The sequence below is a fragment of the Rhizobium sp. TRM95796 genome, from assembly GCF_025779995.1.
GTDB lineage: Bacteria > Pseudomonadota > Alphaproteobacteria > Rhizobiales > Rhizobiaceae > Rhizobium_E.
On record NZ_JAOXHE010000006.1, the window covers coordinates 307,776 to 320,078 of the forward strand.

11 protein-coding genes and 1 pseudogene are annotated in these 12,303 nt (G+C 63.9%); 9 read left to right on the plus strand and 3 right to left on the minus strand.

All coding sequences use genetic code 11. The features are described 5' to 3' along the window. Positions 1-17 precede the first annotated feature (17 nt). Positions 18-959: a site-specific tyrosine recombinase XerD gene (locus OCK01_RS15540; RefSeq protein ID WP_263824711.1), complete on the minus strand. Its 942-nt coding sequence runs from the start codon at positions 957-959 to the stop codon at positions 18-20. A gap of 10 nt (positions 960-969) precedes the next feature. Continuing rightward, positions 970-1,119 carry a hypothetical protein gene (locus tag OCK01_RS15545; protein WP_182827541.1) on the minus strand — a complete coding sequence of 50 codons (150 nt, stop codon included), beginning with the start codon at positions 1,117-1,119 and terminating at the stop codon, positions 970-972. Between the two features lie 177 nt (positions 1,120-1,296). Between OCK01_RS15545 and OCK01_RS15550 the strand changes: the two genes are divergently transcribed. The 7 genes and pseudogenes from OCK01_RS15550 (at position 1,297) to OCK01_RS15580 (ending at position 9,633) form a co-directional block, all read left to right on the plus strand. Continuing rightward, positions 1,297-1,893 (plus strand): shikimate kinase, encoded by a 597-nt coding sequence (locus OCK01_RS15550; protein WP_263824712.1) that lies wholly within the window; start codon positions 1,297-1,299, stop codon positions 1,891-1,893. Next, positions 1,890-3,008 carry a 3-dehydroquinate synthase gene (gene aroB, locus OCK01_RS15555; protein ID WP_263824713.1) on the plus strand — a complete coding sequence of 373 codons (1,119 nt, stop codon included), beginning with the start codon at positions 1,890-1,892 and terminating at the stop codon, positions 3,006-3,008. Before OCK01_RS15550 ends, aroB begins: the two co-directional genes overlap by 4 nt. A gap of 162 nt (positions 3,009-3,170) precedes the next feature. After that, positions 3,171-3,878, plus strand: a pseudogene (locus OCK01_RS15560) (transporter associated domain-containing protein); the annotation flags it as partial. Positions 3,879-3,932: 54 nt separating this feature from the next. Then, positions 3,933-5,546, plus strand: coding sequence for a glucose-6-phosphate isomerase (gene pgi, locus OCK01_RS15565; protein ID WP_263824714.1), 1,614 nt, complete (start codon positions 3,933-3,935; stop codon positions 5,544-5,546). Between the two features lie 52 nt (positions 5,547-5,598). Next, the gene (locus tag OCK01_RS15570) at positions 5,599-6,477 is read left to right on the plus strand and encodes a LysR family transcriptional regulator (protein WP_182827546.1); all 879 of its coding nucleotides are present in this window, start codon (positions 5,599-5,601) and stop codon (positions 6,475-6,477) included. Positions 6,478-6,626: 149 nt separating this feature from the next. Then, complete coding sequence (locus OCK01_RS15575; protein WP_263824715.1) at positions 6,627-8,528, plus strand: CASTOR/POLLUX-related putative ion channel; 1,902 nt, start codon at positions 6,627-6,629, stop codon at positions 8,526-8,528. A 109-nt stretch (positions 8,529-8,637) separates the two neighbouring features. Next, positions 8,638-9,633, plus strand: a complete 996-nt coding sequence (locus OCK01_RS15580; RefSeq protein ID WP_263824716.1) for an adenosine kinase — start codon at positions 8,638-8,640, stop codon at positions 9,631-9,633. Here OCK01_RS15580 and OCK01_RS15585 read toward each other — a convergent pair. Then, positions 9,623-10,165, minus strand: coding sequence for an SH3 domain-containing protein (locus OCK01_RS15585; protein WP_263824717.1), 543 nt, complete (start codon positions 10,163-10,165; stop codon positions 9,623-9,625). The genes OCK01_RS15580 and OCK01_RS15585 overlap by 11 nt on opposite strands. A 166-nt stretch (positions 10,166-10,331) precedes the next feature. Here OCK01_RS15585 and OCK01_RS15590 point away from each other — a divergent pair, with 166 nt between their 5' ends. Beyond that, positions 10,332-11,336 carry a 2-hydroxyacid dehydrogenase gene (locus OCK01_RS15590; RefSeq protein ID WP_182827549.1) on the plus strand — a complete coding sequence of 335 codons (1,005 nt, stop codon included), beginning with the start codon at positions 10,332-10,334 and terminating at the stop codon, positions 11,334-11,336. 255 nt (positions 11,337-11,591) lie between these two features. Further along, entirely contained in the window at positions 11,592-12,296 is a 705-nt protein-coding gene (locus OCK01_RS15595; protein ID WP_263824718.1) for a L,D-transpeptidase, read from the plus strand. Positions 12,297-12,303: the final 7 nt, after the last annotated feature.

Genomic DNA, 12,303 nt, shown 5'->3' on the forward strand with positions numbered 1-12,303 from the left:
CCGTGGGTTTTGCGGGTCTAATCCCTGTTTTTGGCCTGTTTGGCAAGAGGGTGATGCGTTTCCACCAGTTCCCTGAGCTTTTCATCCAATACATGGGTATAGATTTGTGTCGTGGAAATGTCGGAATGTCCCAACAGTTCCTGAACCACGCGGAGATCCGCGCCATGGGCGAGCAGATGGCTAGCGAAAGCGTGGCGGATTACATGCGGCGACAGTCTGTCGGCCGAGATGCCGGCGCGGGCGCCAAGCGCCTTGAGATCGCGCGCGAAGACCTGGCGGGCGAGATGGCCCGAGGCGCTGTCGGCGGGAAACAGGAAGTCGAACTCGCGGTCGCCATGGATGCGCCGAAGCTCTTCCCCGAAGGCTGCCAGCGCCGCGATCGCCGCCCGGGTCAGCGGAACCAGCCGATCCTTGTTTCCTTTGCCCTTGATGATCAGGAAGCGCCCTTCCTCGGCCAGCACGCGGGCCGGCAGCGAGACGAGTTCGCTGACGCGCATGCCGGTGGCGTAGCAGAGTTCGACGAGCGCGAGCAGCCTGAGACGGTCGAGCCTGCCCGGCCCTTCCGCCTTCGCCTCTTCGGCGGCCAGCGCCAAGAGCTTGTTGACGTCGTTCTCGCTCAGCGTCTTGGGAAGGGCGCGACCCTTCTTTGGGGCGTCGAGAATGCCGGTCGGGTCGTCGCCGCGCAGATTTTCGGCATAGAGGAACTTATAGAACTGACGGATGGCCGACAGCCGGCGCGCCTGCGAGGAGGCCTTGTAGCCCTCCTGGGTCATATGGGAGAGAAAGGCCTTCAGATCGTCCGAACTCGCCGTCAACAAAGTGGCGCCGCGCGTTTTCAGGAAAGCGCGGACTTCGTCGAGGTCCTTTTCATAGGAAACGAGCGTGTTGTGCGCCGCGCCGCGCTCGGCGCTCATCATCTCCAGAAAGGCTTCCGCATGCGCCGCGGAAAGATCGTTCATGATTTTTCCCTCATGGCGCGGGATTGGTGCGGGCGGCCGGGATTTCGATCACCGCCGGCCGTTCGCGCGGCTCCACCAGATAAGCGAGCGAAAACAGGATGGCGTAGACGAACCCGATGAGAATGGCGCACCAATAAAGAAATCTGAAAAGGGTGGGCATGGGCCTCGACATCCGGCGGACTTGCAGACAGACCGCGAAACTAGTTCCCCAACTCTTTACAGAGTCCTTCGAAATTGAGCAAATCCCGGAGGTCCTTCCCGCCGCCGCTTGACGCAAGCGCGAGTTTTTCCGATAGGAACCAAAGATGATGACGGCCGCGGCCGGGGAAAGGGTCAGATGGACGTGTTCAGCCACGCCGGCGACGACAGCGCCGAACGCGCACGCCGGGCGCTCGGCAAGCGCAATCTCGTTCTCGTCGGGCTGATGGGTGCGGGAAAGTCGGCGATCGGCAAGATCGTCGCCCATGAACTCAACATTCCCTTCGTCGATTCCGACCATGAAATCGAGCGCGTGTCGCGCATGACGATCTCCGAACTCTTCGCCGCCTATGGCGAACCGGAATTTCGCAAGCTCGAAAGCCGGGTAATCCGTCGGCTGCTCCGCACCGGTCCGCGCGTGCTGTCGACCGGCGGCGGCGCCTTCATGACGGCGGAGACCCGCGACGCCATCCGCAACAACGGACTGTCGCTCTGGCTCGACGCCGATCTCGACACGCTGTGGGAGCGGGTGAACAAGCGCGACACGCGGCCGCTATTGCGCACGGAAAATCCCAAAAAGACGCTCGAAGACCTGATGATCGCCCGCTACCCGACCTATGCCGAGGCGCATCTGAAGGTGAAATCGCGCGACGTGAAGAAAGAACAGGTGGCGGACGAGGTGATCGCGGCGATCGCTGGAACCCTTCCTGAGCCCGAGAATGGAAAAGACCCATGAGCATTGAGGCCGCCCGCACCGTCCATGTCGATCTCGGCGACCGCGCCTACGACATTCTGATCGGGCCCGGCCTGATCGCCAAGGCGGGGGACGCCATCGCCAGCCGCCTCAAGGGCAAGCGCATGGCGGTGATCACCGACGAACATGTCGGCGCGATCTATCTCGGCCCGCTGACCGACAGCTTGGCTGCCCAGGGCATCTCGGTTCATCCGCTGACCTTGCCCGCCGGCGAGAAGACCAAGAGCTATGAACATCTGATGGCGGTCACCGACCACGTGCTCGACGCCAAGATCGAGCGAAACGACGCGGTGATCGCGCTCGGCGGCGGCGTGATCGGCGATCTCACCGGCTTTGCCGCCGGTATCGTCCGCCGCGGAACCCGCTTCATCCAGATCCCGACCTCGCTGCTGGCTCAGGTCGATTCCTCCGTCGGCGGCAAGACCGGCATCAATGCCCGCCAGGGCAAGAACCTCATCGGCGTCTTCCACCAGCCCGATCTCGTGCTGGCCGACAGCGACACGCTGACGACGCTCTCGCCGCGGGAATTCCGCGCCGGCTATGCCGAAGTCGCCAAATACGGCCTGATCGACAAGCCCGATTTCTTCGAATGGCTGGAGAAAAATTGGCGCGACGTCTTTGCCGGCGGCGACGCCCGCATCCAGGCCATCGCCGTGTCCTGCCAGGCCAAGGCGGATGTCGTGGCCGCGGACGAGCGGGAAAACGGCCTGCGCGCGCTGCTCAATCTCGGCCACACGTTCGGCCATGCGCTGGAAGCCGCCACCGCTTACGATTCCGCCCGGCTGGTGCATGGCGAAGGCGTGTCGATCGGCATGGTGCTCGCCCATCAGTTCTCGGCGCGCATGAATCTGGCTAGCCCCGATCTCGCCGCCCGCGTCGAGGCGCATCTCAGGGCGGTCGGCCTGCCGACGCGCATGGACGAAATCCCCGGCGAACTGCCGCCGGCGGAAGCGCTGCTGGAGGCCATCACCCAGGATAAGAAGGTCAAGGGCGGCAAGCTCACCTTCATCCTGACGCGGGGCTTGGGCGAAAGCTTCGTCGCCGACGACGTGCCGGCCTCCGAAGTCCTGTCGTTTCTCCGGGAAAAGCGAGGCTGAGCCATGCGCGAGACCGGCTTCTGGCGACGTCTCTGGCTGTCCCTGATCGGGCGGCCCGACCCTGTCACAGAGGCCGAAGGCCATGACGACAGCGCTCCCGCGCCGCAGAACGGGCGCAATGGCGCGCAAAACGGCCGCGAGAAACCGCAGGGCTGGGCCGAACTCGACGAACGCGAAATCGCCGACATCCTCATCCACCGCACCCGGATGAAGGCGCTCAACGCCGACGATCCGCCCGAGGTCAATATAAGGGCGATCCTCGACAGCCCCTTCACCCGCATGCCGGTGTGGCGCGGCTCGATCGACAACATCATCGGCGTCTTGCATTCCAAAGACCTGCTCAGGGCGCTCGCCGAACCCGGCGCGACCGCCGAGACGCTGGATATCGTCAGGATCGCCGACAAGCCCTGGTTCGTTCCCGAGACCACCAGCCTGCGCGACCAGCTCGGCGCTTTCCTCAAGCGCAACACGCATTTCGCCATCGTCGTCGACGAATATGGCGACATGCAGGGCATGGTCACCATGCAGGACATTCTCGAAGACGTGCTCGGCGACATGACCGACGATCGCGACATCGGCCTGCAGGGGGTGCGCAAGGAGGCCGACGGATCCATCGTCGTCGACGGCGCCGTCACCGTCCGCGATCTCAACCGCGCCATGGGCTGGAGCCTGCCCGACAGCGAGGCCACCACCATCGCCGGCCTCGTCATCCACGAGTCCCGCTCCATTCCTGACGAACGTCAGGCCTTCACCTTTCACGGCAAGCGCTTTATCGTGATGAAGCGGTTGAAGAACCGCGTCACCCGCCTGCGCATCCGTCCCGCCGAGGCAGCTGCGGCCGCCAAGACCAAGCGCGCGACGCAGCCTTGATATAATCGATTGAAATGGCTAGTTTCCGGCCAGCATGAACACCGGGAGAAGACCGTGCACACTATCCTCGCCAAGTTGAAGGACGCCGCCCAAGCCACGAAGGCCACCGATATCCGCGCCGCCTTCGCCGCCGATTCCGGTCGATTCGACGCCTATCACGCCTGGTTCGAAGACCTGCTGATGGATTATTCGAAGACGGCGGTGAACACCGAGATCATGGCGCTGCTCACCGAACTCGCCGCAGCCGCCGATGTCGCCGGCAATCGCGAGGCGATGTTCAAGGGCGAGATCATCAATTTCACCGAGGGCCGCGCTGTGCTCCACACAGCGCTGCGCAACCGATCCAACGCCCCCGTGCTCGTCGACGGCCGGGATGTGATGGGCGACGTCAACGCCGTCATCGCCGCCATGGGCAAGTTTGCCGAAGGCGTGCGCTCGGGCGCGATCACAGGCGCGACCGGCAAGAAGATCACCGATGTCGTCAATATCGGCATCGGCGGCTCCGACCTCGGCCCGGTGATGACGACGCTGGCGCTCGCCCCCTACCACGACGGCCCGCGCCTGCATTACGTCTCCAATATCGACGCCGCCCATATCGCCGACACGTTGAAGCTTCTCGATCCCGAGACCTCGCTGTTCATCGTGGCGTCCAAGACCTTCACCACCATCGAGACGATGACCAATGCGCAGACGGCGCGCGCCTTCATCGCCAAGGCGCTCGGCGAAGGCGCGGTGCAGCATCATTTCGCCGCCGTCTCCACCGCGCTCGACAAGGTCGCCGCCTTCGGCATCGATCCCAGCCGCGTCTTCGGTTTCTGGGACTGGGTCGGCGGCCGCTATTCGATCTGGTCGGCGATCGGCCTGCCGCTGATGATCGCCATCGGCGAAAAAGCCTTTGGAGAATTCCTCGACGGCGCGCATGCGATGGACAATCATTTCCGCTCGGCGCCGCTCAACAAGAACCTGCCGATGATCCTCGGCCTGATCGGCTTCTACCAGCGCAATATTCTCGGCTACACCTCGCGCGCCGTCATTCCCTATGACCAGCGCCTCAGCCGCTTCCCGGCCTATCTGCAGCAGCTCGACATGGAATCCAACGGCAAGGGCGTGACCATGGACGGCAACCCCGTGAACGGCTCCTCCGGCCCCGTCGTCTGGGGCGAGCCCGGCACGAACGGCCAGCACGCTTTCTTCCAGCTCCTGCATCAGGGCACCGACACGATCCCGGTCGAATTCATGATAGCCAAGACCGGCTTCGAGCCGGAGCTGCGCTATCAGCACGAGTTGCTGATGTCGAATTGCCTGGCGCAGTCGCAGGCGCTGCTGAAGGGCCGTACGCTGGAGGAAGCCAAGGCGCAGCTTTCCGGCATGGGCTGGGATCAGGCCAAGATCGACCATATCGCGCCGCATCGCGTCTTCACCGGCAACCGCCCGTCGATCACCTTCGTCTATGACCGTCTGACGCCCTTTGCGCTCGGCCGCCTGATCGCGCTCTATGAACATCGCGTCTTCGTCGAAGGCGTGCTGTTCGGCATCAACTCCTTCGACCAGTGGGGCGTCGAGCTCGGCAAGGAGCTCGCGACCGGCCTTCTGCCGGTGGTGCAGGGCAAGAAGGGGACCGAGGGCCTGGATTCCTCGACCGCCGGCCTCGTCGCCGCTCTGTCCTGATCATGATCATGCGCGGGAGCATCCTGTTCCCGCGCCACTTCGGTGAGCGCCGATGAACTGGGACGACATCCGCATCTTTCTCGCCGTCGCCCGCACCGGCCAGATCCTCGCCGCCTCACGCCGTCTCGGCCTCAATCATGCGACGCTGTCGCGACGGCTGACATCGCTGGAAGAGGCGCTGGAAACCCGACTGTTCATCCGCCGCACCAATGGCTGCGAACTCACCGCCGAAGGCGAGACCTTCCTTCTCTCCGCCGAGCGGATGGAAAACGAAATGCTGGAGGCGCAGGCCCGCCTCGGCCGCACAGACGCGGCCATCGCCGGCACGGTGCGCATCGGCGCGCCCGACGGTTTCGGCGTGTCCTTCCTCGCGCCCCGCATGGGCCGGCTGATCGAGCGGCATCCGGAATTGCGCATCCAGCTCGTGCCGGTGCCGCGGTCCTTTTCGCTGTCGAGCCGCGAAGCCGATATCGCGGTGACGCTCGAACGGCCGGAACAGGGCCGGCTCGTCTCGTCGAAGCTCACCGACTACACGCTCGGCCTCTACGCATCGCGCGGCTATATCGAGCGCTTCGGCATGCCCGTCGACGGCGAGGACCTCAAATCGCACCGGCGCATCGGCTATGTCGAGGACCTGATCTTCTCGCAATCGCTGAACTTCACCGGCGAAGTGATGCGCAACTGGTCGGCGGGCTTCGAGATCTCCTCGGCGATCGGCCAGACCGAGGCCGTCAGGGCCGGCGCAGGCGTCTGCATCCTTCATAATTACATCGCCCGCCAGCATGGAGATCTCGTTCGGGTGCTGCCTGACGTTTCGATCACCCGCAGCTACTGGACGATCTTTCATGAAAGCGTCCGCGATCTCGCCCGTGTCCGTATCGTCGCGGACTTCCTGCATGAGATCGTGCGCGAGGAAAAAGGCGCCTGGTGAGGGTCATTCAGCGGTCGGCAGGCCATTAGCCGACGAATAAACTACGCCTATTAACCGTCATTTTTGGGTATGGTTTCAAAAGTCTTGCGCTTTCGTCGGCGATAGTGCTGTAACGCCGGCGAAAGCCGCAGCGGTTCTCGGGGGCACGCGTGAAAAACAACGTCAAATTCACCAGCAAACTTCGCTATTGGTTCGACCAGACCATGGCGGCCGGCACAGGCGCGCTGATCGGCTGGCTCGGCATCATCTCACTGGTCATCATCATGGTGTTCGGCGCGATCATCTCGCTGACCGGCCTCACCCAGGCGGACGGCGAGGCGCTGACTTTCGCCGAGGCCATGTGGGAATCGCTGATGCGCACGCTGGACGCAGGCACGATGGGCGGCGACACCGGCTGGGTGTTCCGTTTCGTGATGCTGCTCGTCACGCTGGCCGGCATCTTCGTCGTCTCGACCCTGATCGGCATCCTGTCCTCCGGCATCGAAAACAAGCTCGACGAGCTGCGCAAGGGCCGGTCGCAGGTGCTGGAAGAAGAGCACACGATCATCCTCAACTGGTCGCCGTCGATCTTCGACGTGATCTCCGAACTCGTGATCGCCAATGAGAGCCGCCGCAATCCGCGCATCGTCATCATGGCCGATCGCGACAAGGTGGAGATGGAAGACGAAATCTCCGCCAAGATCGACGACCTCAAGAACACCAAGGTGATCTGCCGCTCGGGCGATCCCACCGATCTCACCGATCTCGCGATCGTCAACCCCAATGCATCGCGCTCGATCGTCATCCTGTCTCCGGATGCCGCCGATCCCGATTCCAGCGTCATCAAGACCATTCTCGCCATCACGCAAAATCCGCATCGCCGCACCGAGAAATACCGGGTCGCGGCTGAGATCCGCGACATCGACAATGCCGAACTCGGCGCGATCGTCGGCGGAGACGAAACGCAACTGGTGCTGGCCGACGACCTGATCTCGCGCATCGTCGTTCACTCCAGCCGTCAGCCTGGCCTCAGCGCCGTCTACACCGAACTGCTCGATTTCGACGGATCGGAAATCTATACGATCGACGCCGAACCGCTCGCCGGCCGCTTCTATGGCCAGGGTTGCCTGGCGTTCGAGACGTCGACCCTGATCGGTCTCGTCACCGCCGACGGCAAGGTCGAGCTCAATCCGGCGAAAGACCGCAAGATCCTCACGGACGAACGCCTGATCGTCATCGCCGAAGACGACGACGCCATCGAAGTCAAAGGCCTGCAGGGCGGCATCGACACGTCGATGTTCAACGCCGCCCGAACCGATGCGATCAAGCCCGAGCGCACGCTGCTTCTCGGCTGGAATCGCCGCGCGCCGTTGATCGCCACGGAACTGTCGCGCTTCGTGGCGCCCGGCTCGGTGCTGACGATCGTCGCCGATACGCCTGATCTCGCCGGCAAGACCGCGGGGATTCGTCTCGCTTCCGACAATCTCACCCTCGACATTCGCCACGCCAATTCGTCCTCACGGGCTGTAATCCGCGCCCTCGATCCGCTGTCCTACGATCACATTCTGGTGCTCGGCTACAACGAGGATCTCGATCCGCAGCCGGCCGACACGCGCACGCTGGTCACGCTGCTGCATCTGCGCCAGATCGCCGAGGAAGCCGGTCGCCGCTCCAGCGTCGTCTCCGAAATGATCGACGTGCGCAACCGCGAACTGGCCGAAGTTTCCAAGGCCGACGACTTCGTGGTCAGCAACAAACTGGTCAGCTTGATGCTCGCGCAGGCGGCCGAGAACGAGTTCATGGCGCGCATTTTCGGCAGCCTGCTCGATGAAGAGGGTGCGGAACTCTATCTCCGCCCGGCGTCCAATTACGTGCAACCAGGCGCGACGGTGGATTTCTATCAGTTGACGCTGGCCGGCCTGATGCGCGGCGAAACCGTGATCGGCTATCGCCAGCGCGGCGTTGCCGCCGACGACCGCCGCCTCGGCGGCGTCAAGATCAATCCGGTCAAGACCCAGAAGGTGACGTTCTCCGAGGGCGATCAGGTGGTCGTGCTGGCCACCAACGGCTGACAGAGTGACATTTTTGCGGAGGGCGGCGTTTCTCGCCGCCTTCCGCCCTTTTCCGGACATCGGAAATAAGCCATAGCTTGCATGAAAAAGAACCTTGCAAGGCTTGGCAATGACCGCTTTCGATGTGCTCACGATCGGCAATGCGATCGTCGACATTCTCTCCCGCTGCGAAGAAGATTTTCTGGTCGACAACGAGATCGCCAAAGGCGCGATGAATCTCATCGACGCCGAACGGTCGGCGCTGCTCTATTCGCGCATGGGGCCGGCGATCGAAGCCTCGGGCGGCAGCGCCGGCAACACCGCGTCGGGCGTCGCGAGCTTCGGCGGCAAGGCGGCCTATTTCGGCAAGACCAGCCGCGATAAGCTCGGCGAGATTTTCGCTCACGACATGAAGGCGCAGGGCGTGCATTTCGCCACGCCGCCGCTCGGCGGCACGCCGCCCACCGCGAGCTCGATGATCTTCATCACCCCCGACGGCGAACGCTCGATGAACACCTATCTCGGCGCCTGCGTCGAACTGGGCGTCGAGGACGTCGAGCCGGAGGTGGTCGCCAAGTCCAAGGTCACCTATTTCGAAGGCTATCTCTGGGATCCGCCGCGCGCCAAGCAGGCGATCCGCGAATGCGCCCGCATCGCCCATGAAAACGGCCGCGAAGTGTCGATGACGATGTCGGACAGTTTCTGCGTCGATCGCTGGCGCGACGAATTCCTCGACCTGATGCGCTCGCAGACCGTCGACATCGTCTTCGCCAATCGCGCCGAACTGCTGGCGCTCTACCAGACCTCGGATTTCGACGGCGCGCTCGACATGATTGCTCGGGATTGCGACCTCGCCGCGGTGACGCTGAGCGAAGAAGGCTCGATCATCGTCGCCAAGGGCGAGCGCATTCCGGTTGAGCCGCTGAAGGTGGACACGGTGGTGGATACGACCGGCGCGGGCGATCTCTATGCGGCGGGGTTCCTGTTCGGCTACACCAACGGTTTCGGCCTGCCGGATTGCGGTCGCCTGGGCAGCCTCGCCGCGGGCCTGGTGATCCAGCATATCGGACCGCGCGTGCAAAGGTCTCTGCGCCAGGCCGCGCTGGACGCCGGCTTTATTTTGTAAAGGCTTCGCCCGGATAGGCGCCCCAGATTTCGGCCTGGCTCACCCAGCCCTCGACGCCCTGGGCCTCGCCGTGGCACCATTGACCATTGCATTCGTCGATCTTGATGACCACGCCCGGCTGCAGCCGGGCGACGACGCCGGCGCTGTCACGCGAATCGCCGCGCATGTTGACGAACACATCAGCGCCCTTGTTGCGCATCCAGGGGGCCGCGAGCGCGCTGCGGTCGCCCGACAGCAGAGAATGAAACACCCAGCCTTCGGCGCCCTCGGCGTCGCGAATGCGCCGCCAATTGTCATATTCCTGGATCACCTCCACCGGCAGGCCCGACTTGGTGTAGAGCCAGGAGACCGCATAGTCCTGCCCCGGCCCGACGCGCAGATTGACCTTTCTGGCCTTGAGCGACACGAAACGCGGCAATGGCAGGCCGGTCGACCCCTTGGCCGCCTGGGCGAACGCCTCCATCGGCGCCGCAAGACCGGCGGAGAGAGCGAGCAGGGCGACGATGAAAACTGCTGATTTGCGCTTTGTCATATGGACACTCCGGCCAGACCACATGCCGGGGAAGAACAGGGCCGGACGCCGCCCTCGGAGAAGGAAGCGATTGTTTTCACAGGCGGGTCTGATTAAGACTATGCTTACCGCCGGGAGCATCGCCCAACTTGGTTAACGGGCCGTCAACAGGATCGCGGAAGCTCGCATGTCGAACAAGAAAAAGCCTCTGGTCTACATTACCCGCAAGCTGCCCGATCCGGTGGAAACCCGGATGCGCGAATTGTTCGAGGCCGAGCTCAATATCGACGATAAGCCGCGATCGCGGGCGGAGCTCGTCGCCGCCATGGAACGGGTGGATGTCCTTGTCCCCACCGTCACCGACCGAATCGACGCGGAGCTGATCGAGGCCGCCGGGCCGCAGCTCAAGCTGATCGCCAGCTTTTCCAACGGCATCGACCATATCGATGTCGAGGCCGCCGCCCGCAAGGGCATCACCGTCACCAACACGCCGAATGTGCTCACCGAAGACACCGCCGACATGGCGATGGCGCTGATCCTCTCCGTGCCGCGCCGGCTCGCCGAAGGCGCGCGCGTGCTGACCGACCGCAAGGGCGACTGGGAAGGCTGGTCGCCCACCTGGATGCTCGGGCACCGGATCTGGGGCAAGCGGCTGGGCATCATCGGCATGGGCCGCATCGGCACGGCGGTGGCGCGGCGCGCCAAGGCCTTCGGCCTCGCCATTCATTACCACAATCGCCACCGGGTCAGCCCGCAGACAGAGGCGTCGCTCGAAGCCACCTATTGGGACAGTCTCGACCAGATGCTGGCTCGCGTCGACATCGTTTCGGTCAATTGTCCCTCGACGCCCGCCACCTATCACCTGATGTCGGCGCGGCGGCTGGCGCTGATGCAGCCGACCAGCTATCTGGTCAACACCGCCCGCGGCGGCGTGGTGGACGAGACGGCGCTGATCAAATGCATCCGCGAGGGCAAGATCGCCGGCGCCGGTCTCGACGTGTTCGAGAACGAGCCGGTCGTCAATCCGAAGCTCCTGAAGCTCGCCCATGAGAACAAGGTGGTGCTGCTGCCGCATATGAGCTCGGCGACCATCGAAGGCCGCATCGACATGGGCGAGAAGGTGATCATCAACATCCGCACCTATTTCGACGGCCACCGCCCGCCCGACCGCGTGCTGCCGCGCCGCGCCTGATCGAGCCCCGATCGGCGCCGCATCGAAATGGCGCGACCTGTTCTGGCGATGGAGCGGCGAGAGCTCGGAGGCGTCGGCCAGCGACTCGTCGATCCCGATCATGGCTCGTCGCGACGATCGCTGTCGCGATGATGTAACAGCCCGACGCGGAACAGACTCAATGCCGCAAATGTGATGGCCGTCTCCGGGACGCCGGCGAAAGCGGGGCGCTAGACAGGAGACGTTCTTCCTCCCCGGAAATTGAATCGAGTCGTTATGTCTACAAATATCGTCACTACACGCCGCAGCATGCTGTTCGGCATGGCCTCGGCCACGGCCGTCCTGGCCGGCTGCGCCACCGAGCGTTCGCGGATCGCCAATCCCCCGGCGCCGCAGCCGGTTACGCGTCCGGTCACCGCCCCCTCCGACGCCGAACTGGCGGTGATGTACGGACCGGTGTCCGACGGCGGCTTCCTGATCCCGGCCATCCCCTACCGGCAGATGGACCCGAAATTCTATCGCCAGCGTGTCGTCGACCCCACCGGCGAAGCGCCTGGCACGGTGATTGTCGATACGCCCAAACGCTTCCTCTATGTCGTCGAACCCGGCGGCACCGCCATGCGCTACGGCGTCGGCATCGGCCGCGAGGGTTTCGCCTGGCAGGGCGAAGGCGTCATCCATTGGCGCCAGGCATGGCCACGCTGGAAGCCGCCGCGGGAAATGGTGGCGCGCCAGCCGGAGCTCGAGCGATATTCCATCGAGAACGGCGGCATGGAGCCGGGTCTCAAGAACCCGCTCGGCGCCCGTGCCCTGTACATCTTCCAGAACGGGCAGGACACGCTCTACCGCCTGCATGGCAATCCCGAATGGCGCTCGATCGGCAAGGCCGTATCGTCGGGCTGCGTGCGGCTGATCAATCAGGACGTCATCGATCTCTACGAGCGCGTTCCCTATCACGCCCGCATCGTGGTGTGGCAGTAACGCGGCT

What these genes read in the sequence shown, in the direction of transcription:
- OCK01_RS15550 (WP_263824712.1), top strand. Translation starts at nt 1,297, where the DNA reads ATGGACGTGTTCAGCCACGCCGGCGACGACAGCGCCGAACGCGCACGC.
- OCK01_RS15580 (WP_263824716.1), top strand. Translation starts at nt 8,638, where the DNA reads ATGACCGCTTTCGATGTGCTCACGATCGGCAATGCGATCGTCGACATT.
- OCK01_RS15595 (WP_263824718.1), top strand. Translation starts at nt 11,592, where the DNA reads ATGTCTACAAATATCGTCACTACACGCCGCAGCATGCTGTTCGGCATG.
- OCK01_RS15585 (WP_263824717.1), bottom strand. Translation starts at nt 10,165, where the DNA reads ATGACAAAGCGCAAATCAGCAGTTTTCATCGTCGCCCTGCTCGCTCTC.
- OCK01_RS15540 (WP_263824711.1), bottom strand. Translation starts at nt 959, where the DNA reads ATGAACGATCTTTCCGCGGCGCATGCGGAAGCCTTTCTGGAGATGATG.
- OCK01_RS15570 (WP_182827546.1), top strand. Translation starts at nt 5,599, where the DNA reads ATGAACTGGGACGACATCCGCATCTTTCTCGCCGTCGCCCGCACCGGC.
- OCK01_RS15590 (WP_182827549.1), top strand. Translation starts at nt 10,332, where the DNA reads ATGTCGAACAAGAAAAAGCCTCTGGTCTACATTACCCGCAAGCTGCCC.
- aroB (WP_263824713.1), top strand. Translation starts at nt 1,890, where the DNA reads ATGAGCATTGAGGCCGCCCGCACCGTCCATGTCGATCTCGGCGACCGC.
- OCK01_RS15545 (WP_182827541.1), bottom strand. Translation starts at nt 1,119, where the DNA reads ATGCCCACCCTTTTCAGATTTCTTTATTGGTGCGCCATTCTCATCGGG.